At 44.4% G+C, this 26543-nt stretch carries 26 protein-coding genes; all 26 read left to right on the top strand.

Annotated features, from left to right (window positions below; genetic code table 11):
- The first annotated feature begins 22 nt into the window (after positions 1-22).
- Positions 23-616 carry a chemotaxis protein CheC gene (locus ACFQV5_RS11780; protein ID WP_379247019.1) on the top strand — a complete coding sequence of 198 codons (594 nt, stop codon included), beginning with the start codon at positions 23-25 and terminating at the stop codon, positions 614-616.
- The gene (locus ACFQV5_RS11775; RefSeq protein ID WP_379246906.1) at positions 609-1106 is read left to right on the top strand and encodes a chemotaxis protein CheD; all 498 of its coding nucleotides are present in this window, start codon (positions 609-611) and stop codon (positions 1104-1106) included. The genes ACFQV5_RS11780 and ACFQV5_RS11775 overlap by 8 nt, the downstream gene beginning before the upstream one ends.
- A gap of 2 nt (positions 1107-1108) precedes the next feature.
- Positions 1109-1525: a hypothetical protein gene (locus ACFQV5_RS11770; RefSeq protein WP_379246904.1), complete on the top strand. Its 417-nt coding sequence runs from the start codon at positions 1109-1111 to the stop codon at positions 1523-1525.
- Between the two features lie 15 nt (positions 1526-1540).
- Positions 1541-2329: a FliA/WhiG family RNA polymerase sigma factor gene (locus ACFQV5_RS11765; RefSeq protein WP_379246902.1), complete on the top strand. Its 789-nt coding sequence runs from the start codon at positions 1541-1543 to the stop codon at positions 2327-2329.
- 31 nt (positions 2330-2360) lie between these two features.
- On the top strand, positions 2361-3770 hold the full coding sequence (locus ACFQV5_RS11760) for a flagellar assembly protein A (RefSeq protein WP_379246900.1): 1410 nt from the start codon (positions 2361-2363) through the stop codon (positions 3768-3770).
- A 65-nt stretch (positions 3771-3835) separates the two neighbouring features.
- Entirely contained in the window at positions 3836-4144 is a 309-nt protein-coding gene (locus ACFQV5_RS11755; protein WP_379246898.1) for a hypothetical protein, read from the top strand.
- Between the two features lie 32 nt (positions 4145-4176).
- Complete coding sequence (locus tag ACFQV5_RS11750) at positions 4177-4716, top strand: hypothetical protein (protein ID WP_379246896.1); 540 nt, start codon at positions 4177-4179, stop codon at positions 4714-4716.
- Positions 4713-5330: a hypothetical protein gene (locus ACFQV5_RS11745; RefSeq protein WP_379246894.1), complete on the top strand. Its 618-nt coding sequence runs from the start codon at positions 4713-4715 to the stop codon at positions 5328-5330. Before ACFQV5_RS11750 ends, ACFQV5_RS11745 begins: the two co-directional genes overlap by 4 nt.
- Positions 5331-5563: 233 nt before the next feature.
- Positions 5564-6262, top strand: coding sequence for a 30S ribosomal protein S2 (gene rpsB, locus ACFQV5_RS11740; RefSeq protein ID WP_379246892.1), 699 nt, complete (start codon positions 5564-5566; stop codon positions 6260-6262).
- A gap of 148 nt (positions 6263-6410) precedes the next feature.
- Positions 6411-7061 (top strand): translation elongation factor Ts, encoded by a 651-nt coding sequence (gene tsf / locus ACFQV5_RS11735; RefSeq protein WP_379246890.1) that lies wholly within the window; start codon positions 6411-6413, stop codon positions 7059-7061.
- A 492-nt stretch (positions 7062-7553) separates the two neighbouring features.
- Positions 7554-8282: a UMP kinase gene (gene pyrH, locus ACFQV5_RS11730; RefSeq protein ID WP_379246888.1), complete on the top strand. Its 729-nt coding sequence runs from the start codon at positions 7554-7556 to the stop codon at positions 8280-8282.
- The gene (gene frr, locus ACFQV5_RS11725) at positions 8282-8836 is read left to right on the top strand and encodes a ribosome recycling factor (protein WP_379246886.1); all 555 of its coding nucleotides are present in this window, start codon (positions 8282-8284) and stop codon (positions 8834-8836) included. Before pyrH ends, frr begins: the two co-directional genes overlap by 1 nt.
- 68 nt (positions 8837-8904) lie before the next feature.
- Positions 8905-9672, top strand: a complete 768-nt coding sequence (locus ACFQV5_RS11720) for an undecaprenyl pyrophosphate synthase (RefSeq protein WP_379246884.1) — start codon at positions 8905-8907, stop codon at positions 9670-9672.
- Between the two features lie 19 nt (positions 9673-9691).
- Entirely contained in the window at positions 9692-10492 is an 801-nt protein-coding gene (locus ACFQV5_RS11715) for a phosphatidate cytidylyltransferase (RefSeq protein ID WP_379246882.1), read from the top strand.
- Between the two features lie 19 nt (positions 10493-10511).
- Entirely contained in the window at positions 10512-11651 is a 1140-nt protein-coding gene (locus ACFQV5_RS11710) for a 1-deoxy-D-xylulose-5-phosphate reductoisomerase (RefSeq protein WP_379246880.1), read from the top strand.
- Between the two features lie 130 nt (positions 11652-11781).
- A complete protein-coding gene (gene rseP / locus ACFQV5_RS11705) occupies positions 11782-13056 on the top strand; it encodes an RIP metalloprotease RseP (RefSeq protein ID WP_379246878.1) in 1275 nt (424 codons plus the stop codon).
- Between the two features lie 133 nt (positions 13057-13189).
- Positions 13190-14638: a proline--tRNA ligase gene (proS, locus tag ACFQV5_RS11700; RefSeq protein WP_379246876.1), complete on the top strand. Its 1449-nt coding sequence runs from the start codon at positions 13190-13192 to the stop codon at positions 14636-14638.
- A 171-nt stretch (positions 14639-14809) separates the two neighbouring features.
- Positions 14810-19123 carry a PolC-type DNA polymerase III gene (locus tag ACFQV5_RS11695; RefSeq protein WP_379247017.1) on the top strand — a complete coding sequence of 1438 codons (4314 nt, stop codon included), beginning with the start codon at positions 14810-14812 and terminating at the stop codon, positions 19121-19123.
- Between the two features lie 194 nt (positions 19124-19317).
- Positions 19318-19779 (top strand): ribosome maturation factor RimP, encoded by a 462-nt coding sequence (rimP, locus tag ACFQV5_RS11690; RefSeq protein ID WP_379246874.1) that lies wholly within the window; start codon positions 19318-19320, stop codon positions 19777-19779.
- Positions 19780-19811: 32 nt separating this feature from the next.
- Positions 19812-20909: a transcription termination factor NusA gene (gene nusA / locus ACFQV5_RS11685; protein WP_379246872.1), complete on the top strand. Its 1098-nt coding sequence runs from the start codon at positions 19812-19814 to the stop codon at positions 20907-20909.
- A 24-nt stretch (positions 20910-20933) separates the two neighbouring features.
- Positions 20934-21242 carry an RNase P modulator RnpM gene (gene rnpM, locus ACFQV5_RS11680; RefSeq protein ID WP_379246870.1) on the top strand — a complete coding sequence of 103 codons (309 nt, stop codon included), beginning with the start codon at positions 20934-20936 and terminating at the stop codon, positions 21240-21242.
- Positions 21232-21558: a L7Ae/L30e/S12e/Gadd45 family ribosomal protein gene (locus tag ACFQV5_RS11675; protein ID WP_379246868.1), complete on the top strand. Its 327-nt coding sequence runs from the start codon at positions 21232-21234 to the stop codon at positions 21556-21558. The genes rnpM and ACFQV5_RS11675 overlap by 11 nt, the downstream gene beginning before the upstream one ends.
- Positions 21551-24241: a translation initiation factor IF-2 gene (gene infB / locus ACFQV5_RS11670; protein WP_379246866.1), complete on the top strand. Its 2691-nt coding sequence runs from the start codon at positions 21551-21553 to the stop codon at positions 24239-24241. The genes ACFQV5_RS11675 and infB overlap by 8 nt, the downstream gene beginning before the upstream one ends.
- An 18-nt stretch (positions 24242-24259) precedes the next feature.
- Positions 24260-24607, top strand: a complete 348-nt coding sequence (gene rbfA / locus ACFQV5_RS11665; RefSeq protein ID WP_379246864.1) for a 30S ribosome-binding factor RbfA — start codon at positions 24260-24262, stop codon at positions 24605-24607.
- A gap of 27 nt (positions 24608-24634) precedes the next feature.
- Positions 24635-25612 (top strand): DHH family phosphoesterase, encoded by a 978-nt coding sequence (locus tag ACFQV5_RS11660; protein WP_379246862.1) that lies wholly within the window; start codon positions 24635-24637, stop codon positions 25610-25612.
- Complete coding sequence (truB, locus tag ACFQV5_RS11655) at positions 25609-26523, top strand: tRNA pseudouridine(55) synthase TruB (protein WP_379247015.1); 915 nt, start codon at positions 25609-25611, stop codon at positions 26521-26523. Before ACFQV5_RS11660 ends, truB begins: the two co-directional genes overlap by 4 nt.
- Positions 26524-26543 lie beyond the last annotated feature (20 nt).

Genomic DNA, 26543 nt, shown 5'->3' with positions numbered 1-26543 from the left:
TAAGTTTGATAAAGACTTTAAAATGGATGTCCTGAAGGAGGTTGGGAATATCGGGGCGGGAAATGCCGCAACCGCCCTATCCCAGCTATTGGACAAACCGATTGACATGGCGGTTCCGAAAGTTCAACTCCTTTCTTTTGAAGAGATTACCGAAAGTGTGGGAGGGGCCGAAAGGATCGTATTAGCCGTCTTTTTGCGAGTAGAGGGTGATGCACCCGGAAATCTCTTCTTTATCATGAGTCCTGAGGCAGGTAAGAATCTTCTTCAGAGACTAGTAGGATTAGAAGTGCTGGAAGACGATGAGTTCTCCGAAATGGAACAATCAGCACTTAATGAGATCGGTAACATTTTGGCAGGTTCATATTTATCTTCCTTAGCTGATTTTACGAAATTGTCGATGACACCAACTGTGCCTGGTCTGGCAATAGACATGGCGGGAGCCATATTAAGTTATGGACTACTGCAATTTGGTGAAATGGGCGATGATGCCTTGCTGATTAACACGACGTTCTTAGAAGGCCATCACGAAGTAGAGGGACAGTTTTTTCTAATACCAGACCCTCAGTCTTTTGCTGAAATATTTGAAGCTTTGGGAGTGCCTCTAGAGAATGATTGATGAACAAAGTTTGGTTAAAGTGGCGATGGCGGATCTAAACGTCGTGGGTCCCAGCGGATTATTACGTACAACAGGTTTAGGCTCTTGCGTGGGGTTGACCCTTTATGATCCACTGCTGAAGATTGGTGGTATGGCACATATCATGCTCCCTTCTTCTTCCATTGCCAGGGAGGGCCAATTGAATTTGGCGAAATATGCGGATACGGCCCTTCCGGTGCTTTTAAACAAGCTAAAGGATATGGGTGCTTCACCTGGAAGACTGGTGGCTAAGATGGCCGGGGGTTCTCAGATGTTTGCTTTTGCAGGAGCAGGTGACAGCATGAGAATTGGACCTCGAAATGTGGAAGCCTGTAAAGCAGGCTTAGAACAGCTAGGGATCCCACTGATTGGTGAAGATACCGGAGGAAATTATGGTAGAACTGTTGAATTGGACTGCACAACGGGTAAATTTACCATACGTAGTGTACAAAAGGGCATAAAGGAATTGTAGCCATGATAGGAAATATTCGAGTTAATTTATGGGCAGGTTTTGCCGGATTCATATTCACGTTTCTTTTTTGCTTAAGAAATAACTTATGGTTAACGAGTTTAAACAGAGCAGCTGTTGCATTTGTATTATGGTTTGCCCTTGCATTTCTGATCAGGTGGGTTTTTACTTTGGCAGTTAAACCTGCAGATGGCTTTATTCAAGAAAATGAACACCCTGGTGAGGCCGCAAAGGGGCAGCTCGGAAATCGACTTGATATGACAACGCCTGATGAAGATAAAGAATTGATGAGTCTCATAAAACCGGAGGCAGAGCAGGCCCAAGAAGAAAAGGGTTTTGTGCCATTAGATCCTCCCAAATTGGTTTCAACTAAGGACCCCGAAGAACTGGCCAAGGCCGTTCGTCACCTGACAGAAAAATAAGGATGGTGAAGGCAATTGGACGAGCGCAAAGCTTCTCCTCTCAATCATGTTGATCTGTGGACAGCATGGAAGGAAGATGGCGACCAAGAAGCGAAGAAGAAACTAATCGAATATCACTTACACATCGTTGACTATGTTTCAAGTCGTTTGGCAATCGGACTTCCCCGTAATGTATCAAAAGGAGATTTGGCAAGCAATGGGGTAATGGGCTTGATTGATGCCATTGAAAAATTCGATTATAAGCGTGGACTCCAGTTTGAAACGTATGCATCATGGCGAGTTCGAGGTGCCATTCTGGATTCGTTACGACAAGGGGACTGGGTTCCGCGTTCCGTACGTGAGAAAGCCAAGAAGATTGAATCAGCATATCAGCAACTGGAACAAAAATATCTCAGAACAGTTAGTGATTCCGAAATGAGTGACTATCTTGAGGTTTCCGAAAAAGAGTTCAGACATATGCTGCAGGAAGTTGCAGTAATGACCCTTAACTCGCTAGAAGATCCGATCCGCGAGGAAGAGTCAGAGACTCGAATGTCACTTTTAGTTGATGAAAAGGCAAAAAATCCTGATCATAAAGTACATGAGTTTTATTTGCGCGAATCCCTTGTGAAAGGGATTGGGAAGTTGACCGAAAAAGAAAGAACAGTAGTCTCTTTGTTATATTACGAGGATTTATCACTTAGTGAAATTGCTGAAGTGATGTCGCTTTCTCCTTCTAGGATTTCTCAGCTTCATTCTAAAGCGATCTTGAGATTGAGAGGTACACTTGAGAAAGATCGGGATTTATTGATGCAGAACGATTGACGCTTGCCAATTAAGGAAGGGGGTTCACGGATTGTCTGTTGATTATGCGCTAGATAAGTATTTTAAAGTCACGTTTTCGGATGATAAGACAGTCGCTTATTTGCAGATGTCAGATTGGGACAAGGATTTCAAGTGTCAGATTGAAACCCTTGAACAATTTCTCCGAGGCCACCAAATCCGTTACGGGCTTCAGCACGATACATTAGGTCGTATTGTCAGTCATTCAGAAGAATATCAATATAGTAGAACTCCTATAGCGATGGGAACCGAACCTATACATGGTGAAAACGGTGTGATTGAACTTAAGTTTGATTTGGGAGAGCAAGGGACACCTCGGCCGCTTGAAACGGTTGATGGAAAAGTTGATTATAAGGAAATAACTCGTCTTAACAATGTCAAGAAGGGTCAATTGATCGCAACCCGTACTCCACCTAAACCAGGTGTACCCGGGACGACAGTTACAGGCGAAACAGTCCCTTGTAAACCCGGCAAAGAGACTCACTTTAAGGTGGGTAAGAATGTTTTAGTAAATCCAGAAAAAACAGCGATGTATGCTGCTATTGACGGCCTGTTGACCATTACTGAAAAAGGTAAAATTAATGTTTTCCCTATTTACGAGATTAATGGTGATGTCGATTATAGTATCGGTAACATCGATTTTGTAGGAACGGTAGTCATTCGTGGGAATGTATTGTCTGGCTTCCGTATTAAAGCTGCTGGTGATATTCGTGTTACGGGCTTTGTTGAAGGTGCTGAGCTTGAAGCAGAAGGTTCTATTGATATATCAGGTGGAATTATCGGATACAACAAGGGATACGTTAAAGCTGGACACAATGTGAAAAGCTCCTTTGTTCAGGATGGGAATGTTATTGCCGGTGCAGATATAACGATTTCTCAAAGCATCATGCACTCGAATATTCGAGCTGGGCAAAATGTCATTTGTAATGGTGCGAAGGGATTAATCGTTGGTGGCGTTGTTCAAGCTGGTGAAAAGGTCATTGCCCGCACAATCGGCAACACGATGTCGACCGCTACTGTCATTGAAGTAGGTGTATTGCCTGAACTTCGTAACGAACTTTCTGAGCTGAGGACACAGTTGAAACAACAAGTGGAGAGTATGGACAAAACAGATAAAGCTTTATATTTATTGAATCAACTGGCCGCTGCTGGACAACTTTCTCCTGACAAGCTTGCACTTCGCGTGAAACTGAATGTTACCAAAAAGTCTAATATGTCGGAACAGAATGAAATTAAGGATCGAATGCTTGAAATTGAACGGATGCTTGAAGATACCGGCATAGCAAAAGTGGAAATTGTTAAAACGATATATGGCGGGGCAAAAATCGTCATTGGACGTTATACACGGTTTATTAAGGATCCGACGCAGCGGGTTTCTTTTTATTATCAAGATGGTGATATCAGTATGGTACCTCTGATTTAATCCGGTAAAGTAATTTACATAGTTATCCGTCAGGGCTAACCATTAGGGGGACGAGGTGATTCCACTTGAGTCTTAAATCAGTGGAGATGCAAATCGCGGTGCCGCGAACGAGTGAAGCGGGCAAAATCCAACAAGAGCATCATCAGCGTCCTTCACAGGACCAGACTTTTTTAGCCAGTGAGCAAATGAAGCATAGCCGACAGGCTGCGCAGCGGAGTACTGAAATCAACGAAACGGCAGAGTCTGCAATCCGGGAAGATGGTAGACGACAAACTTCTGCGGATGAGAGAGACACCTCAGAACAGAAAGAACAAACGACAGAGCAGCCTGCTGAACACCCTTATAAAGGGAGGATTCTGGATATTTCTCTCTAACGTAAATTATCGGCACAAAGGAGTTAATTGTTTTGGACTCATGGATATATATTGTACTCCTGGGCATTGGAGCTATCCTGTATGGCCTTATGCTGCCTAAGCGTCGTGAACAGAAAGTTAATAATGATCAGGTCGTTAAAGAAATGGAATCAACTTTAGAGCAGTATATAGGAGAAGTTCAACTTGAAAATGAGCAGCTGCTCGATTTGGTCGGTCAAATGAAGCAGGAACAGAATGCCAAGCAAGCTGCGCAACAGGTTCAGTTAGATGAAATGCGACAGCGTCTTCTTACCGTGGAACAACTACTTTCTACTACTGAAGTACGATTAGGAATAGTTGAAACTTCGATTACATCAGGATCCAAAGAGCTTTCCGTGAACAAGGATACGGAATCAGCTGAATCCGAAAAGGTCTTACAAGCTCCAATAAATACGATTAAGCGGCGTTATACCGCCTTATTCGAGATGTATGAAGCGGGTAAGTCTATGGATATGATCGCAAAATCTACGGGGATGCAGCGAGGCGAGGTGCAGTTAATCATTCAGTTAGCCAAACAGGAGGAATCACCGTGATCAAGAACCGCAATTTTATATTCGGTCTTGGCATAGGTCTCATTCTAGGCGCTGTATTACTGCAGCTCATGATTTTGGGGGAACGTAGTATGACTTCATTGCAACCACAGGATGAACCAATGACAAGAGAACAGGTGGAGCAAGAGGCAAAAGCGCTGAATCTAAAAGTAGTAGATGATGCCGAAGAACTTATGACCGAACAGGAATGGAAAGAGAAGATAAAGAAAGATAGCGGGAATATGAACGGAACATCTGTTGTTCCACCGTCGAAGGCAGATGTTACAGAAAAGCCGGATTCACCACAAACACCGCAGAAACCCGAAAAGAACACAACAAATACGAAAACTCCTGTTGTAAAGGAGCCTTCGACACCTAAAAGTACAGCTCCTGCTCAAATCCGATATGTCATTACAAAGGGCAGCAACCTAAGTAATGTTGCGGATGGATTGGAACAGGTGGGCGTGATTACCGATAAACAAGCTTTTATTAAAGCTGCTACCGTGAAAAAGATCAATCAGAACATTCAGACAGGCACATTCACATTCATTGCCGGTGAAGATTATGATTCCATTATTAAAAAAATTTCCGAAAAGCCGTCCAGTAACCTTAAATAGGTTCCGAACGGCTTTTTGTGAATAATGAGTTTGAATTGATTATTTAATATGAAATATGATGCGCTATTTAAAGAGATAAATAATTGCATCTGGCTGGCAGTTATGATATAGTAATTGACGGTGTTAAAACACACGCTAAGAGATTTCGTTGGGGGTGCTTCCAATTGGAAGTCTTAACGAGAAATGACCTTGGCGGAGGGCACACAAAAACCAAACTTAGGAGGTGTGTGAAGATGGCAGTAATCTCCATGAAGCAGCTTTTGGAAGCTGGGGTACACTTCGGTCACCAGACTCGTCGTTGGAACCCAAAAATGGACAGATATATCTTCACTGAAAGAAACGGTATTTACATTATTGACCTGCAAAAAACGGTCAAAAAGGTAGAAGAAGCTTATAACTTTGTTAAGAGTGTAGCTGGCGAGAACGGAACAATCCTTTTCGTCGGAACAAAGAAACAAGCTCAAGATTCCGTGAAAGAAGAAGCAGAACGTTGTGGTATGTACTACATCAACCAACGTTGGCTCGGCGGAACGCTGACTAACTTCGAAACAATCCAGAAACGTATTAACCGTTTGAAAGAACTGGAAAAGTGGGAAGAAGACGGCACATTCGAAGTACTGCCTAAGAAAGAGGTTATCATTCTCCGTAAAGAGAAAGATCGTCTTGAAAAATTCCTTGGCGGTATCAAGAACATGAAGGGTCTTCCAAGTGCATTGTTTATCATCGACCCTCGTAAAGAGCGTATCGCAGTTGCAGAAGCTCGCAAATTGGGTATCCCAATTGTTGGTATCGTAGATACAAACTGTGATCCAGACGAAATCGACTATGTTATCCCAGGTAACGACGACGCGATCCGCGCTGTTAAGTTGCTGACAGGTAAAATGGCTGATGCAGTTGTGGAAGCTCACCAAGGTGAAGAAACTACAGCCTAATATACGGCTATGGCGTATAAAGAATGAATTAAATGAAAAGGGTGGTTGGTAGGTGGATAACCTCTCACTACCCTTTTTTTAAGGTCAGAATGTGAAAAGATGCTGGAGTTCAGCGTTAAAAAGCTAATTATAATTGGAGGGAATATCAATGGCAGTATCAGCTAGTGCGGTAAAAGAGCTTCGTGAAAGAACAGGCGCAGGTATGCTTGATTGTAAAAAGGCGCTTGACGAAACAAACGGTGATATCGATAAAGCGATCGCGCTTCTTCGCGAAAAAGGTTTGTCAGCAGCTGCTAACAAAGCTGGACGTATCGCAACTGAAGGTGTTGTAGAATCTTACATTCACGGCGGTGGACGTATCGGCGTTCTCGTTGAAATCAACTGTGAGACTGATTTCGTTGGTAAAACAGATCAGTTTAAAGAATTTGCACGCGATATCGCTATGCACATCGCAGCTGCAAGTCCGAAATATGTTCGTCGTGAAGAAGTTCCTGCAGATGAGCTAGAAAAAGAAAAAGAAATTTTGAAAGCTCAAGCTCTGAACGAAGGTAAGCCTGAGAAAATCGTTGAAAAAATGGTTGAAGGCCGTATTAACAAATACTACGAAGAGTACTGCTTGCTTGATCAATCCTTCGTTAAAGATCCAGACAAAACAATCAACACGCTTCTTAACGAGAAAATCAGCACAATCGGTGAGAATATCTCGATTCGTCGTTTTGTACGTTATGAGCTTGGTGAAGGTCTTGAGAAGAAAGTGGATAACTTCGTAGAAGAAGTTATGTCCCAAGTGAATCAATAAGCCGTTCAGGCTACACATAGTTTTAAAAAAGAGTGGAACACTTTGTGTTCCTTCTTTTTTAAACATATAAGAAAGTATAACTTGCGTTATACTTAACTTATATTTCTCGCGGGAACGATTCTCGTCCTTTAAGGGGACGCAGGATTCGTTTCTACTTGGATATAGGAAGGTATTTATACATCATGAGACGGCTTAACCTATATCGCAAGAAAACTTCCGCTTAAAGCGGTCTGTCTTCCCTGAAGTACATCGATATATGGTTTTCTTAACAGATAAGTAATAGTAAAATTATTATTAGAGATTATACTTATCTTGTAGGGACAACTTCATCTAAAGGCGGTCGGCTCCCTGAAGATGTGTCGATAGACGTTTCCCCGCGAAACGGAGTTTTTACCCGATTTTATGTGCCGTCAAGCAGTGTTTTGCGTCTGTCTGTCGTTTTTCAAACGGGCGTCTTTTGAAAGGCGCCGTCTTAAAGTGGAGGGTTAACATTTGGAACAGCCTGTATTTAAACGAGTTATTTTAAAGGTCAGCGGGGAGTCCCTGTCGGGCCAAAATGGTTATGGTATTGACGCTGAGACGATTACATCTATCGCGAAACAGGTTCAAGAAGTTGTTGCGCTTGGCGTGGAAGTAGCAATTGTGTGCGGCGGAGGTAATATCTGGCGCGGCATTGCTGGTAGTGCAAACGGTATCGACCGTGCAACTGCTGACTATATGGGGATGCTTGCAACAGTGATGAACTCACTAGCATTGCAAGATGCATTGGAGCAAATCGGAGTGCCTACTCGCGTTCAAACATCAATCTCCATGCAGCAAATTGCTGAACCATACATTCGTCGTAGAGCGATTCGCCACTTGGAAAAGGGTCGTGTCGTAATCTTTGCGGCAGGTACTGGTAACCCATACTTCTCTACCGATACTACTGCTGCTTTAAGAGCTGCTGAAATTGAGGCTGAAGTTATTTTGATGGCGAAGAATAAAGTGGATGGTGTTTATTCCGCTGATCCGTTCAAGGATGAAACAGCTGAGAAATACGAACAGCTTACTTATCTGGACGTGCTGAATAAAAACCTTGGCGTTATGGATTCCACAGCTTCCTCGTTATGCATGGACAATAACATTCCGCTTATTGTATTCGCCATTACTGAGCAAGGTAATATTAAGCGAGTCGTTCTAGGTGAGAAGATTGGAACAATCGTTAAAGGGAGTGTAGACTAATGCCACAAACGGTTAAGAAAAATGCAGAAGAGCGCATGGAAAAAGCGATCCTGTCATTGAAACGCGATCTCGCAACTTTGCGAGCTGGCCGGGCAAGCTCATCTCTGCTCGACCGTATTCAAGTTGAATATTACGGGGCTCCAACCCCCATCAACCAGCTTGCCAATGTGAGTACACCGGATTCCCGTACGCTGATGATTCAACCTTGGGACAAAAGTTCGCTTGGTGATATCGAAAAAGCGATTATGAAATCCGATTTGGGATTGACACCGGCAAATGACGGTAACCAAATTCGCTTGTCTATTCCTGCTCTTACAGAAGAGCGCAGAACTGATTTGGTTAAAATGACGAAGAAGTTCGGTGAAGAATCGAAAGTTGCGATCCGGAACATTCGTCGTGATGCTAATGACGACATTAAAAAACTGGAGAAAACCGATATTTCCGAGGATGAGTCCCGGAGACATCAGGATGATATTCAGAAGACTACGGATAAATTTATTGCCGAAGTCGACAAAGTTCTCGTTGCAAAAGAAAAAGAGATCATGGAAGTATAAGAGACTTCGCCCCTCCGGTTAGGTGGGGTTTGTCTCTTTTTTGCAGAAAGATGCCTGGAGGAAATGGAATGATCAAACGGGTTCGATCGTGGTTGAATCAGGAGGACAGTCAGCAGGCGCTTCGGCTCTCTCCGGACAACATCCCTGAACATGTGGCCATCATTATGGACGGCAACGGTCGCTGGGCCAAAAAACGCGGTTTACCGCGAATTTTAGGACACCAGAATGGCATGAAGGCAGTCAAAAGGGCAACTATTGCGGCGGATGATTTGGGGATCAAAATTTTGACGATGTATGCTTTTTCAACGGAAAACTGGAAGCGTCCCAAGGATGAGGTCGATTTCCTGATGAAGCTTCCGCAAGAGTTTCTGGCGATTGAGTTGGAAGAACTTATTGAGAAAAATGTTCGGGTTACCATGATGGGTCATCCAGAAGATCTTCCCTCACATACGCTGGAAGCTATGAAAGAGGCGGTTGCTAGGACGGCAAATAATGATGGGCTTGTTTTGAATTTTGCGTTGAATTATGGTAGCCGCAAGGAGATCACCGAATGTGTCAAAGCGCTCGGGCGGGACATTAGTGAGGGGACCCTTCGGCCTGAGGATATTACCGAGGAACTGATTGGCAAACAGCTTCTTTCGGGTGATTTACCGGATCCGGATTTATTGATCCGTACGAGCGGCGAACTGCGTCTGAGCAATTTTATGTTGTGGCAGCTCGCATACAGCGAAATGTGGTTTACTGACATTCTATGGCCTGAATTTACTAAAGAACATCTGATTGAGGCTGTAGTTGAATATCAACGAAGAACAAGGCGCTACGGCGGTCTGACGTAGTTATGGAGGATAGTACGTTATGAAACAGCGTTTAATTACCGGAATTATAGCGGGAGCTGTCTTTTTAGGATTATGTTTCATGGGCGGACTTTGGTATCATTTTCTCGTTCTGGCTATGTCCCTGATCGGTTATTATGAATTCGTTAAGATGATAAAAATAGCGCCGTTCGGTGGAATCGCAGCAATAGGATATCTTGGTGTTCTAATGTTTGTGTTTCCATGGAACCTAACGGGTCTAACGTTTCCATTCTCTTGGGAGCATGGGATATGGCTTGTGATGCTGTTGTTTCTGTTCGTCACAGTGTTTAGTAAGAACAAAGTTGGAATTGAAAAAGTTTCACTCCTATTTATTGCGTCGGTCTATATCGGTATAGGCTTTATGTATATTGCAGAATCGCGGAATACTCCGGACGGCAACGGTCTGTTTTGGACATTCCTGCTTTTGGCATCCATCTGGGCGAGTGACGCTGGTGCTTACTTTGTAGGTCGAAAGCTTGGCCGTACAAAGCTCTGGCCAGCGATAAGTCCGAATAAAACCATTGAAGGTGCTGTAGGAGGCGTGATCATTGCAGTGATCACTGCAATGATCTTTGCTCTCTTATCAGATGGACTACTTCCTTTAGCTAACGCTCTTCTGATCGGGGGCGCTTCTGCGGTAATCGGACAGCTTGGAGATCTCGTGCAGTCGGCTTATAAACGGGTATACGGCATAAAAGATTCCGGTAATCTTTTACCAGGTCATGGCGGGATTTTGGATCGCTGCGACAGCTGGATCGTTGTATTTCCGTTTGTACATATATTGAGTCTTCTGCCTTACTGATGAAAAGGAAGGTGCAGGAATGAAAAAAATCAGTGTGTTAGGTTCCACGGGATCGATTGGAACCCAGACTTTAGACGTTGTGTCGAAATATCCCGATTCTTTTCAAATTGTAGGATTGGCGGCAGGCAGTAATGTGGACTTGCTGACACAACAAGTGAAAGAATTTAAACCGAAGAAAGTTTCGGTTGCTACGAAGGAATTGGCGGATCGTATACGACCAGATCTTCCGGCTGGAACAGAACTGTATTACGGTCAAGAAGGCATGATAGAAGTTGCAGCTGGAACTGATGCTGATATGGTTGTTACCGCTGTGGTTGGAAGCATGGGATTACCATCAACCTTAGCTGCGATCGAAGCTGGCAAAACAATCGGTTTAGCGAATAAAGAAACGCTCGTAACCGCTGGACATTTGGTTATGGCTCTTGCCAAAGCCAAAGGTGTCGATATTATTCCGGTTGACAGTGAACATTCTGCAATCTTTCAATGTTTGAACGGTGAACGCCGCGAGGATGTCGAGTTCATTACATTAACTGCATCGGGCGGGTCATTCCGTGACTTAAGCCGTGAGCAACTTAAAAATGTAACTGTGGAAGATGCTTTGAAGCATCCTAACTGGTCAATGGGCGCTAAAATTACAATTGATTCAGCGACGATGGTGAATAAAGGTCTCGAGGTTATTGAAGCACATTGGTTGTTTGGATTACCTTATGATCAGATCAAAGTTCTCCTTCATCCTGAAAGTATTATTCATTCCTTCGTTCAATACCGAGATTCCAGCATTATTGCACAACTCGGAAATCCGGATATGAGAGTGCCGATCCAGTATGCACTTACGTATCCTGAACGGTGGCCTTCTCCATCTCAGTCTCTATCTTTAGCGGAAGCGGGTAAGCTTCAATTCCGTGAAATGGACTTTGATCGGTTTCCATGTTTAAGGCTTGCTTACGAATGTGGTAGAATAGGTGGAACGGCAACAACGGTTTTTAATGCCGCAAATGAAGTTGCAGTTGCTCGATTTCTGCGAAAAGAAATTTCTTTCCTTCAGATTGAGGATATCATTGAAGGTGTGCTGAATAAGCATCAGATAATACCTGAACCGGCTTTGGAGGTTATTGAAGAAAGTGACACCTTGGCCCGCGAACTTGCCGCACGGCTATAGGAATCTAAAGCTATCCGAAAATTCTCCCTGAAAAAAGCTGACAGCATGTGATTCTCTTGTGGTGTATAAGAGAATAATGATAATCTATAGGGACATACTGCGTTCTCAGAGGAAAAGGGGGATGTCAATATTGGAAATGGTGCAGGTTGTTTTTTTAACGGTGCTCATGTTCTTTGTAATTGTAACGGTACATGAATGGGGGCACTACTATTTCGCTAAACGAGCTGGAATTTTGGTTCGTGAGTTCGCGATCGGTTTCGGTCCGAAACTGTTCTCTTATAAGCGTAACGAAACTCAATTTACGCTGCGTTTACTTCCGTTCGGTGGATACGCCCGAATGGCTGGCGAAGACCCAGAGTTGGTTGAAATTCAGGCAGGACAAACGATAGCCATTAGGTTGAACAGTGATAATCAGGTGAAGCGAATTTATCTAGACCAGCTAGATAGTCGTAAGAATGTGATTCGAGGCGAGGTTCAGTTTATTGATCTGGAAGAACGCCTTTCATTGCGACTCGATGTAGATGGAGAATTTCAACAATATGAGGTACATCCTCAAGCTATGATGGTGACTAAGGGAGTCGAAACGCAAATCGCTCCTAAAAACCGTCAGTTTGGGAGTAAAACGGTTGGTCAGCGTGCGCTTGCTATTTTCGCCGGTCCCGTGATGAACTTTATATTGGCGTTTATATTGTTCGCACTCCATATCCAGATGGCTGGGATTCCTGTAGAGAATCCAACCTACGTACAGATTGGTAAAATCACGGAAGGTATGCCTGCAGATGAAGCAAACCTTCGTGAAGGCGACATCATTGAAACGGTTAATGGTACAGCTATCGGTGCAGATTACAAAAAAATGATTGAGCTTATTTCCAACTCTAAGGACAAGCCGATGGATTGGACAATCCGCCGTGGTGAGCAAGTGTTTAACGTTACGATAACCCCGCGTTCTATGGAAGGTGAAGAAGGCGGTAAGGTAGGTATTGTGACTGAGCTCCCTAGTCGTCCGGCAGGAATTGGTGAAACGATAACTGGATCCGGAAAAGCGATGGTGGACACCACCAATATTATTTTCCAAGGATTTAGTCAGCTGATACAGCAGTTCTCCATGGATGATTTGGGTGGGCCTGTTCGCACCTTTGAGGTGACGGGTCAGATTGCGAAGCAAGGTGTAGTACAGCTGACGTACTGGGCAGCGATACTCAGCTTGTATCTCGGAATATTTAATCTATTGCCGATTCCAGCGCTGGATGGAAGTCGTCTTGTGTTCCTCGGCATAGAAGCACTCCGGGGTAAGCCGATAGATCCGAATCGTGAAGGCATGGTGCATTTTATTGGATTCGCTATGCTGTTTCTGTTAATGATCGCCGTCACATACAACGACATATTGCGGTTGATTAACGGTTAATTCTTTGATTTACGGCTCGGTGCGCCAGCCGCACTAAGCCGTAAATTTTTTTGGTTATTTTTAACGTAATAATCTATAACTCAGCTAATAAGCTGCATAATTGACGTTTTTCATTGGGAGGACAAGTATTCATATGTCTAAGGATAAACAATTCGTGACTGAAATTACCCCGCAAGGAGAAGACTTTTCGCGTTGGTATATCGATGTCATCAAAAAAGCGGACTTGATGGATTATTCACCAGTTCGGGGTTGTATCGTATTTAAGCCAGACGGCTTTGAAATTTGGGAGCATATTAAGGATGAGTTGGATCGTCGTTTCAAAGAGACGGGTCATCGTAATGCTTATTTCCCGCTCTTTATTCCAGAAAGCTTTTTCCAGAAAGAAAAAGAGCATGTCGAAGGTTTTAATCCAGAGCTGCCTTGGGTAACGGAAGCTGCTGGTGAGAAGCTGGAAGAGCGCTTGGCGATTCGTCCGACTTCTGAGACAATGATTGGACATATGTACTCCAAATGGATTCAATCGTATCGTGATCTGCCTGTGCTGATTAACCAATGGGCTAACGTAGTACGTTGGGAGAAACGCACACTTCCATTTTTGCGGACAAGTGAGTTTTTATGGCAAGAAGGCCATACAGCTCATGAAACAGAAGAAGAAGCACGTCAAGAAACGATGCAGATGCTCGATATCTATTGTGACTTTGTTGAAAATTACTTGGCTATTCCAGTCATTAAAGGTCAGAAGACTCCTTCCGAGAAATTTGCGGGTGCAGTAGATACTTACTCTATTGAGGCTATGATGAAAGATGGACGAGCTGTACAGGCTGGTACTTCTCACTATATGGGAACTAACTTCTCTAAAGCCTTTGAAATTGAATACTTGAACCGTGACAATACACTCGAGTTCGCACATACAACTTCATGGGGTGTTAGTACACGTCTGATCGGATCCTTGATTATGGTACACGGGGATGATCGTGGCCTGGTATTGCCACCAAAAGTTGCTCCAACACAAGTTATTATGGTTCCAATCGGGCCGCCGAAGACTTGGGAAGCTGTTGTGGGACGTACAGATGAGCTCTTTAAAGAGTTGAAATCAGCTGGTGTACGTGTTCGAGTGGACGATAATACAAGCGTTCGCCCAGGCTGGAAATTTAACGAGTATGAAATGCGCGGTGTACCTGTCCGTCTTGAAATTGGACCACGTGATATGGAGAATGGTGTATGTGTACTCGTGTCGCGGGTCACTGGCGAGAAGAAAGTTGTAGAGCAAGCGAATCTGGTAGAAGAAGTTAAGGCAATGCTTGATCAGGTTCACCAAGAGATGTATAACCGTGCTAAACAATTCCGTGAAGATCATTTCTATTCTGTGGATACATTGGATGAAATGAAAGAAAGCATGGAAGAAAAACGCGGCTTTACACTCGCTGGATGGTGTGGTTCTGAAGCATGTGAAGATACCGTGAAGCAGGAGACAGGTGCTACAAGCCGGAACATTCCGTTCGAACCGGCTGAACAGAAGAAGACTTGTCTTGTATGCGGAGAAACGGCAAAACATACCGTCCTATTCGCAAGAGCTTATTAATATGATAAAGTATCAGTTATAGAATGTTTGCTTAGAGAATATAAGAAACAAATATTCCGGAAAGCTTCTGGATGGCATGACGCTCTGTGGGCAACAGGACGAATGGGTGCTGCTCCTGAAGCTTTCCGTTTGTCTTTGTCTGACTTTTTTCGTAAGCAGGGGGAGGGAACCATGGGCACAGCGGAAGAGAAGAGAAAAAGGTTTGAACTGCTGATGAAACAGGGAGAAGTCCCGGCAGGTTTGATAGAACCCTATTTTTTGGACGGCATAATTGAGCAAGTAGAAATCAGCCGTGGCAGCAAGGAATGGCTAATCACCATTGAGAAAGAAACCCTCGTTCCGTCAGAGATTTATCGAACTTTTTGCTTGAGAATACAAGAGAAGATGAACCATATCGCAAAGATCAGGTTCGTATTCAAATATCAAGGAGCAGTTCGTGAAGCGGATATCGTACAGGAGTATTGGAGTCTTTTTCTAGAGTGGGTTCATCGGGAGATTCCATCGGTAAATGGATGGATGGCAAGAGCCAAACAGGAAGTGGAAGACGGTCAATTACAGCTTACGATGGCTGATGGAATGTCACTGGAGCTTGCGCGTAAGAAACAAATTGATGGTGCAATTACCCGGTTTTTCAGTCAGTATTTTGCGCTCAATCTTCGGGTGAAGATGAGTGTTGGCGATAATGGACAAGCAGCATATGAGGAATTTGAACAGAAGAAACGTGAGGAAGAACGTGAAGTAATTCAGGCGATGATGACGAGTCTCGAAGCTGAGGATGAAGTGGATGAGGAAGAGGGCGACATCAAGCTACAGGTAGGGAATGAAATTAAGGATCAGCCTGTTCCGATTCAAGAAATCCAAGATGAAGAGAAGAAGATTGTTATTCAAGGAACGATTTTCGGTCTTGATCGTAAGGAGCTTCGAAACGGAATGACGCTCTTTACATTCAACCTTACAGATTTCACAGATTCACTTCAGATGAAGATGTTTGCTAAAACAAAAGAGGATCTAAAGGTTCTGAGTTTGCTGGATAATGGAAAATGGGTGAAGGCACGTGGCCGAGTGGAGTTTGACCGGTTTATGCAAACCCCTGAACTTGTCATGATTCCATCAGATTTGACTGAAGTGAAGGCTCCGCCAGCACGTAAAGATAATGCACCAGTGAAGCGAGTAGAGTTTCACCTCCATACAACGATGAGTACGATGGATGCTGTTACTCCTATCGATAAATATATTAAAACTGCCGCTTCATGGGGTCACAAGGCGATTGCAGTTAGTGATCACGGTGGAATTCAGTGTTATCCCGATGCGGATAAACACTCCAAGAAGAATGGCATCAAGATGATGTATGGTGTAGAGGCCAATGTTGTTAATGACGCGGTCAATGTGGTGGAACAAGCGAAGCCCATTGATTTGAAGAGTGCGACATATGTTGTATTTGATATTGAGACCACGGGTCTATCGATCACGATGAACAAAATTACTGAGATTGCGGCAGTTAAAATGCATGAGGGTAAGGAAATTGATCGATATGCTACGTTTGTCAACCCGCATGAAAAAATTCCGTATCATATTCAGCAATTGACGAATATTACAGATGAGATGGTTAAAGACGCTCCTGATCTTGAACCGGTACTCAAAGATTTTGTAGAGTTTGTTGGTGATGCGGTCATTGTTGCGCATAATGCCAGATTCGATATGGGGTTCATTCAAGCTTCCCTAAAGAACGCTGGGATGCCAACGCTTGAAAATCCATATCTAGATACGCTTGAGTTGGCACGTCTGCTTCATCCAGGGATGAGGAATCACCGGTTGAATACATTGGCTGATAAGTACAAGGTATTGCTAGAAAGCCATCACCGGGCCATTGATGATACAGTTGCACTTGCTGGCATTTTGAACGGGCTGTTAGCTGACGTGGATAAAATGAAGGGAATTAAGATGTTGGATCGACTTAACGACTATGTCGGTAACGATTTATCCAACACAAGACCTTTTCATTGTGGAATTTATGCACTGAATCCGGTTGGCAAGAAGAATTTATACAAGCTCATATCGATGTCTCATACCGATTATTTTAAAAGAGTGCCTTGCATTCCGAAGTCTAAACTTGTAGAGTTGCGCGACGGGTTGATCGTTCTGTCAGGCTGTGAGAAGGGGGAATTCTTCGAAACAGTCCTGAACAAGACAGAGGAAGAAGCGGAAGAGATCGCTCAATTCTATGATGTGTTGGAAGTACAGCCGCTTACGATGTATATGCACCTTGTAGACAAAGGGTTTGTTGCAAGTCCAGATGACTTAAAGAACGCTATTCGTAAAGTAATTCGGATCGGGGAAAAGCTGAACAAGCCTGTTATTGCAACAGGAAATGTTCACTATCTTGAACCGGGTCATAAGCTGTTCCGTGATATTACTATTCATGGTATTACAGGCTTCAGTCCTCTGAAAGATATTCGCAAGCCAGATGCTCATTTCCGTACAACGGAAGAAATGCTGGAGGAATTCAAATATTTAGGTGAGGAAAAAGCTTATGAAATCGTCGTTAAGAATACGAATGATTTGGCTGATCGGTTTGAGGAATTGGAGCTGTTTCCATCCAAGTTGTTTACCCCAATTATTGATGGGGCTGACGAGGAAATTCGGAACACATGTTACGAAACAGCAAAATCGATATATGGTGAAGATTTGCCAGAGGTCGTTGTTGCTCGACTGGAGAAGGAATTGGAACCAATCATTAAGTACGGTTTCTCAGCGAACTATCTGATCTCCGAAAAGCTGGTTAAGAAATCGAATAAAGATGGTTATCTTGTAGGTTCACGGGGTTCGGTAGGTTCATCTGTGGTTGCTACTTTCCTCGGTATTTCCGAGGTTAATCCACTGCCAGCTCACTACATTTGTAAAAATCCGTCATGCAAACATAGTGAATGGTTCCTCGATGGTAGTGTACCGAGTGGGTTTGACCTTCCTGACAAAACTTGCCCAAAATGTGGCGGTGCTCTGAAAGGCGAAGGCCAGGACATCCCGTTTGAGACTTTCCTTGGCTTTAAAGGGGATAAAGTTCCGGATATTGACTTGAACTTCTCGGGTGAATATCAGCCAGAAGCGCATAACTATACAAAGGTCATGTTCGGACCAAAGAACGTTTTCCGCGCAGGTACCATTGGTACGGTAGCCGAGAAAACGGCATTCGGTTATGCCAAAAAATATGAAGAAGACCACCAGAAGCGTTGGCGCGGTGCGGAGTTAAGCCGGCTAGCGTCGGGATGTACGGGCGTTAAACGGAGTACCGGTCAGCATCCAGGCGGAATCGTGGTCGTTCCGGATTATATTGAAGTTGAAGATATAACTCCGGTACAGTTCCCAGCTGATGATGTGAAAGCCGAGTGGAAGACAACTCACTTTGATTATCACGCCTTTGATGCGAACTTGCTCAAGCTTGATATTCTGGGTCATGATGATCCAACGATGATGCGTATGCTTCAGGATTTGACGGGGGTAGATCCTACAACAATCCCTATGAATGATCCGAAGGTCATGAGTATGTTCAACTCTACGGAAGCACTGGGTGTTACACCTGAACAAATCCGGTCTCCTGTAGCTACCTACGGTGTTCCGGAGATGGGAACAAAATTCGTAAGGCAGATGTTGATCGAATCAAAACCATCCAGTTTTGCTGACCTTCTGCAAATATCGGGTCTCTCGCATGGAACGGGTGTATGGCTAGGCAATGCTCAGGAGTTGATTAAGAATGGCACATGTAACATCAAAACCGTTATCGGTTGTCGTGATGATATTATGCTCTTTCTGATCTACAAAGCCGGCATGGATGCGGGACTCGCGTTTAAGATTACCGAGAGTGTACGTAAAGGTAAGGGGCTGTCTCAGGAATGGATTGACGAGATGAAGAGATGCAAAGTACCTCAGTGGTACATCGATTCTTGCTTGAAAATCCAGTACATGTTCCCGAAAGCACACGCTGCTGCATATGTTATCTCAGCTGTGCGTACCGCGTACTTTAAGCTCTATCATCCAATTGAATACTATGCCACTTACTTCTCCGTCCGTGCTGAGGATTTTGATATCGATTTATGTTGTCAAGGTTATGATGCGATCCAGCGGCGGATTGTTGAAATCGAACAGTTAGGTTTCCAGGCAAGTACGAAGGAGAAAGGTATGCTCTCAATCCTTGAAATGGCCTTGGAAATGACAGCTCGAGGATTCTCGTTCAAAAGTATCGACTTGTATCGTTCTGATGCGTTACGGTTTACAGTGGATGGCGATTCGCTGATTCCTCCGTTCTCAGCTTTGCAAGGTATCGGTGATAATGCAGCACGCAATATTGCTGCTGCTAAAGAGCAGGGTGAATTCCTCTCTATAGAAGACTTTCAGCAGAAATCAAAAGCGAGTAAGACAGCGATTGAATTGCTCACACAAATGGGCTGCTTCCGAGGTTTGCCGGAGAGTAATCAACTGTCATTATTTTAAATAATGACCGTAAACACGCGGGAAGAGAGGCCACTTGACAACTCGACAGTCAAGGACTCATACTTGTCACTACTGCCAGACTATGTTATAATTTTTATGGTAATCATGGAGATAAAACCGTTGTGTAAAGAGTGGGGCAACCCACTCTTTACTCTTTGGTATATAGGAAATGAAAGTGTTGGAGGTTATGTTCTTTGAGCACACCGAAGATTAAAACGACTGTGGAAGAAATGGTGCAGCCGTATTTGAATGAGCACGGCTTTGAACTGGTAGATGTGGAATATGTTAAAGAAGGCAGCAATTGGTTTTTGCGTGTGTTTGTAGACAAAGAAGGCGGCATCGATATTGATGATTGCGGTTTAGTCAGCGAATACTTAAGCCAAAAGCTGGATGAGAATGATCCCATTCCGACAGCTTACTTTCTTGAAGTTTCTTCACCTGGTGCAGAGCGTCCGTTGAAGAAGAAAGAAGACGTGGCCAAATCAGTTGGAAAAGATGTTTTCGTTACGGTTTACGAGGCTGTGGATGGAATGAAGGAGTTTGAAGGCAAGCTGGTGTCCTTTGAGAATGAGGAGCTTGTTATCAAAACCAAAAAGAAGCAGCACGTTATTCCATATGCAAGAGTTGCCAGTGCCAGATTGGCCATCATTTTTTAGACGGAAGTTTTGAAAGGGGGAACCGATTTTCAATGAGTATGGATTTTATTGAAGCAATGAATGAGTTGGAAAGAGACAAAGGCATTAGCAAGGATGTGCTGTTCGAAGCGATTGAGGCGGCACTCATTTCCAGCTATAAAAGAAACTTTAACGCCGCACAAAATGTGCGTGTGGATATGAACCGCAATACCGGTGTTATTAAAGTGTATGCCCGGAAGTTAATCGTTGAAGAGGTTCTGGACTCTCGCACTGAAATTTCTCTGACTGCAGCAAGGGATATCAACCCGCATTTTCAACTCGATGATATTGCCGAGATTGAAGTCACACCAAGGGATTTTGGTCGTATTGCTGCACAAACAGCTAAACAGGTTGTTACACAACGTATTCGTGAAGCGGAACGCGGTTTGATCTATAGCGCCTTCATCGATAAAGAAGACGATATCGTTACCGGTACTTTGCAACGCCAAGATCCGCGTAATATTTACATTGATCTGGGTAAGATTGAAGCGGTTCTGCCGCTCACCGAGCTGATGCCTAATGAGAAGTTTAAGCATGGCGACCGGATTAAGGCTTATATTACGAAAGTTGAGAACACGACTAAAGGACCGCAAATTATGTTGTCTCGTACACATCCTGGTCTCTTGAAGCGTCTGTTTGAACTTGAGGTGCCTGAGATTTTTGACGGCGTGGTTGAGATTCGTTCTGTAGCCCGTGAAGCTGGATTTCGGTCCAAAATCGCTGTGTACTCCCGTAACGAGGAAGTTGATCCTGTCGGCTCTTGTGTTGGACCGAAAGGTATGCGCGTGCAGACTATTGTTAACGAGCTTCGCGGCGAGAAAATCGATATCGTGCGCTATTCGGAACAGGTCGAGGAGTATGTTGCAAATGCTTTGAGTCCTTCAAAAGTGTTGGAAGTGCAGGTATTTGAGGACGAAAAGATGGCTCGCGTCATTGTTCCTGATTATCAACTGTCACTTGCCATCGGGATCAAAGGGCAAAATGCTCGTCTTGCGGCAAAATTGACAGGTTGGAAAATCGATATCAAGAGCGAGAGTCAGGCGGAACAGGAATACGGCAGACCAAAAACCCTATCGGGTGAAATGCATCAGGATTCCGTCTCCGTCGATTAATGTGAACAGACGGGGGTGCTAGCTTTGAAACAGAGAAAGATACCGCTTCGTAAATGTGTGGCTTGTCAGGAAATGATGTCGAAGAAGCAGCTTATCCGCGTCGTGAAGACACCCGAAGATACAGTGCTTATTGATCTGACTGGCAAGAAGTCAGGTAGAGGCGCTTATTTGTGCGGTAAGCTATCTTGCTTTAAATTGGCCCACAAAAACAAAGCGCTTGATCGTGCTTTAAAGCATCATGTTCAACCTGAAATTTATGAACAGCTGGCTCAGGATTTCATAAAGGTAGAAGATGAATTTCTAGCGGCTAAGGAGAGTGCCGATGAAGAATAGGGCGCTTTCTCATTTAGGCCTTGCCATGCGTGCAGGTAAATTGGTTACCGGCGATGAGATCGTGCTCAAAGTAATCCGGTCTTCTGAAGCGAAAATGGTGATTCTGGCGGGTGACGCCTCAGATAATACAAAAAAAAAGTTCCGCGATAAGTGCGGGACTTACAAAATCCCTCTGGTAATCGGATTTGACCGGGAAAGTCTGGGCACAAGTGTAGGTAAACCTGAACGTGTTGTGCTGGCAGTTACGGATCAAGGATTCGCAGAAATGATCTCCAAGCAAGTGGAGATAATGTCGGAGGTGGAGTATATTGAGTAAACAGGAAAATAAAGACAATAAACTTCGAGTATACGAGTACGCTAAATCATTGAATATGAGTAGTAAAGAAATTATTACGATACTCAAGCGTCTAAATGTTCCGGTTAATAATCATATGAGTGTGATGGAGAACGATACGGTATCCAAAGTTGAGCAGTTTTTTAAGGACATTAAGTCGAATGCTGCTGCTAAACGTGATGGTTCGGATACCGCTCGTAATGAAAGCCGCAAACCGGCAGTCTCCGGAGTAAGTACAAGCAGTACAGCTCCCGCTGCAAACACTCAATCAAACGCTCCAACACAAAGCAGCGAAGGCGGTCGTTCTGGGCAAAACGGCAGCCGTAATCAAAGTCAAAATGTTACTGGTCAAGACCAGCAACAACAAGTACAGCCTAAAAAACAACAGGAAAAGCAGGTAGGTATGAACAATAGAAATCAAACCAACTCAAATGTAACAGGCACTCAACAGCGCCCTCAAGGCAGTCAGGATTCCCGGAGAACGAATACTGGAACTTCCCAAGGAAGCCAGCAAAATAACCGGAGTAGAAATCCTCAGCAGGGCTCTAGTCAGCAAGGTGGATCTCGTCCTTCACAAGGTGCAGGACAACAAGGCGGTTCCCGTCCTCAACAAGGTGGGGCACGCTCCCAAGGTTCAAGTCAAGGGAACCGTTCCACTCAAGGTGGATCACAGGGTGGACGTTCCGATTCTAACCGTTCCACTGGTAACACGGGCAGCAATAACAACAGTGCTGGAAACCGTGGTGGAAACAGAAACAACAACAACAACAATAATAACAACAACAATAATAACCGTTCCGGCTCTAAACGCTTTGATGATAACCGTCAAGGTGGATTCCGCAACAATCGTGGTGGGAAGAACAATCGCGGACGGAATCAGAGTCAGCAGCCGCCTCGTGAGAAAATCGACAACACGCCGAAGAAAATTATCGTCCGTGGCAACATGACCGTCGGTGAAACGGCGAAGCTGCTTCATAAGGACGCTTCCGAGGTCATTAAGAAGCTGATTTTCCTCGGCGTGATGGCCACTATTAACCAGGAGCTCGATATTGATACTATCCTGCTTCTGGCTGGTGAATTCGGTGTTGAAGTAGAAGTGAAGATTCCGGTTGAGGAAGATCGCTTCGAAACGGTTGAAGAGGTCGATGATCCTGCGGATCTGCTTGAGCGTCCTCCAGTTGTAACGATCATGGGTCACGTTGACCATGGTAAAACAACACTTTTGGATGCAATTCGCTCAGCGAACGTATCCAGCGGTGAAGCTGGTGGTATCACCCAACATATCGGTGCTTACCAAGTGGAAATCAACAGCAAGAAAATCACTTTCCTGGATACACCAGGTCACGAAGCTTTTACAGCGATGCGTGCTCGTGGTGCTCAGGTTACAGATATGACTATTATCGTAGTTGCAGCTGATGACGGTGTTATGCCTCAGACGGTTGAAGCAATTAGCCATGCGAAGGCTGCAGGACTGCCTATCATCGTTGCAGTTAACAAAATTGATAAGCCGGATGCAAACCCGGATAAAGTAAAACAAGAATTAACAGAATATGAACTGGTTCCGGAAGAGTGGGGCGGAGATACAATCTTCGTTAACGTTTCCGCGAAACAGCGCATGGGTCTTGAGGATCTTCTCGAAATGATCCTGCTCGTAGCTGAAGTTAACGAATATAAAGCGAACCCGAATAAGCGGGCGCGTGGTACCGTTATTGAAGCAGAGCTTGATAAAGGAAGAGGACCGGTGGCACGTATTCTGGTTCAACATGGTACCCTTAAAGTCGGCGACGCATTCGTTGCAGGTAACTGCTTCGGTCGTATCCGGGCTATGGTGAATGATAAGGGCCGTCGTCTGAAAGAAGCTGGACCTTCAACGCCTGTAGAAATTACCGGTTTGACTGAAGTTCCAGGAGCGGGAGATCCGTTTATGGTATTTGAAGATGAGCGTAAAGCTCGTTCCATTGCCGACAAACGTTCTATCACGCATCGTCAGTCCGAACTTAACACCAATACACGTGTTACGCTTGATGATTTGTTCCAACATATCAAAGATGGAGAAATCAAAGATCTTAACGTGATTATTAAAGGTGACGTTCAAGGTTCGGTAGAAGCTTTGAAAGGCTCCTTGAATAAGATCGAAGTGGAAGGCGTTCGCGTGAAAATCATCCACAGCGGTGCAGGTGCTATTACAGAGTCTGATGTAATTTTGGCTGCTGCTTCCAATGCGATTGTGATCGGCTTTAACGTTCGCCCTGATACTCAAGCTAAACAAACGGCTGAGCAAGAAAAAGTGGATGTTCGTTTGCACCGGGTTATTTATAACGTAATTGAAGAGATCGAGCAAGCTATGAAAGGTATGCTGGATCCGATTTACAAGGAAAATGTCATTGGTCATGCAGAAGTACGTAACACCTTTAAAGTTAGCAAGGTGGGTACAATTGCTGGTTGTATGGTTACTTCCGGTAAAATCGCGCGTAATGCTGAAATGCGTCTGATTCGTGATGGCATCGTTATTCATGAAGGTAAGATTGATTCCCTCAAACGTTTCAAAGATGATGCTAAAGAAGTGGCACAGGGTTATGAATGTGGTATTACCTTGGAAAGCTATAGTGACGTCAAAGAAGGAGACGTCATCGAAGCCTTTATCATGGAAACGGTAGAGCGCTAATAGAAGAGGTGATCAGACATGGCTAAAATTCGAACTGGACGCGTCAGCGAACAAATCAAGAAAGAACTCAGTCAGCTCATTCAGACTGAACTCAAGGATCCTCGAATCGGCTTTATTACCGTGACAGGAGTAGATGTGACGAACGACTTATCACAGGCTAAGGTTTACCTTAGTGTTCTTGGAGATGACGACCAGAAAGCGGCGACGTTGAAAGGTCTTGAGAAAGCCAGCGGCTTTCTCCGCTCAGAGCTTGGTAAAAGAATCCGCCTCCGGCATGTGCCGGAACTAATCTTCAAGTTCGATGAGTCGATTGCCTATGGCAGCCGAATTGAGAAGCTGCTTGGTGAAATCGGAGAACAGGATTAGAAGTTCGTTTTATAAAGGAGAGGGCGAATGCAGACCTATGAACAAGAGCTGCAGCAGGCCAAAAAATTTCTGCTGGAGCATGACGATTACTTGATCGTGTCGCACGTTCAGCCCGATGGAGATGCAGTCAGTTCCACCCTAGCGGTGGGCTGGCTTCTCTCACGTTTGGGCAAGAAATTCACAATGATAAATGAAGGAGTTATTCCTAAGCGAATGAATTCCTTATGGCATGCTGATGAACTTATCAATATGTCAGAGCAGTTACCTCAGCGCTCATTCAGTAGGGTAATCTGTGTGGATTGTGCCGACTTTGAACGTGTGGGCCGAACCAAGGAACTATTCACAGAAGATGCAATGATTGTGAATATTGATCATCATCCAACGAATAACCGGTATGGAGCGCTCAACGTAGTCCTTCCTGACGCTGCGGCTACTGCCGAGATTCTTTTTGACCTGCTAAGTTTGTTCGATGTGGAGTGGGATGTTGAGGTTGCCACAGCGATTTATACTGGATTATTAACCGATACAGGCGGCTTCCGATATTCGAATACAACTCCAAAAGTGATGAGTATCGCGTCAAAGCTGCTATCTTACGGCGTGAATGGTCCTGAAATTGCCGAGTCATTGCTCGAGGAGATGACACTTCCTCAGTTAAATGTGCTCGTAAAGGCTCTAAATACACTGACTATATCACCAGATGGAAAAATTGCATGGGTGCATGTTACACCTCAACATATGCTGGATACTGGAGCAATTAACGAAGATCTGGAAGGAATTGTTAACTATCCGCGTAATATCCAGGGCGTAGAGGTTGGAATATTGTTCAAGCAGGTAAACACCGGTGCTGTTAAAGTGAGCTTACGTTCTGCTGGAAAAGTAGACGTCGCAGCATTGGCCCAATCCTTCGGTGGAGGCGGCCATGTTCGTGCAGCAGGTTGCCGAATCGAAGGGGATCTGGAAGATATTATTATCCAAGTAGTAGAGCGGGTGAAACAAGCATTATGACAGAACTTGAAGGTATTTTGGCGGTCAACAAACCAGCCGGGTGGACTTCGCATGATGTTGTCGCTAAAGTGCGCCGTCTTGTCAAAATGAAAAGAATTGGTCATGCTGGTACACTTGATCCCGAAGTGACGGGTGTATTGCCGCTTTGCCTCGGTCGTGCGACCCGTGTGGTTGAATACATGCAGGAGCTACCTAAAGAATACCGGGCCGTGCTTCGGCTTGGACTTTCTACGGATACTGAGGATTTAACTGGAACTGTTATTGAATCGGTTGATGAAGTGAAGGTTACGAAGGTGGAAGCTGAGGAAACGCTCCGTTCCTTTTTGGGAGAAATTTCACAGGTGCCGCCGATGTATTCAGCTGTTAAGGTAGATGGAAAAAGACTGTATGAGCTTGCCCGCGAGGGGAAGACTGTTGAACGTAAAAGTCGCTTGGTGAACATACGTGAAATTGAGATGACAGGTTTTGAGGAGCATGGAGCTTATACCGATATTTCTTTTCGTGTTTTGTGTTCGAAAGGAACATATATCCGTACGCTATGTGTAGATATCGGAAGAAAGCTTGGACTTCCATCCACGATGGCGAAATTGGAAAGAACCTTATCAGCAGGGATTTCATCCTCAAAATGTCTGACACTTGAACAAATAGAGCAATTTATGGCTGATGGAACACTAGGTTCCAGGCTGATACCAGTGGATGAAGCTATTGTGCACCTGTCTGCTCATACGGTAATTGATGAGAAGAGAAGTGCCGCCTTACAGGGGCAACGGCTGTCAGCGCGAGCTATCAATCCTCCAGTGGATCATTCGGATTGTATTCGATTGTATGATAGTGAGAAGCGGTTTTTGGGTATATTTCAGAAACAAGAGGAAACCGGCGCGATTGTTCCGGTTAAGGTCTTTTCAGTATGAAAAACTATGGATATCCTATT

The sequence above is a fragment of the Paenibacillus sp. GCM10028914 genome (genome assembly GCF_042666275.1).
Classification (GTDB): domain Bacteria; phylum Bacillota; class Bacilli; order Paenibacillales; family Paenibacillaceae; genus Paenibacillus_AQ.
This window is presented reverse-complemented; position numbering and strand designations above follow the sequence as displayed.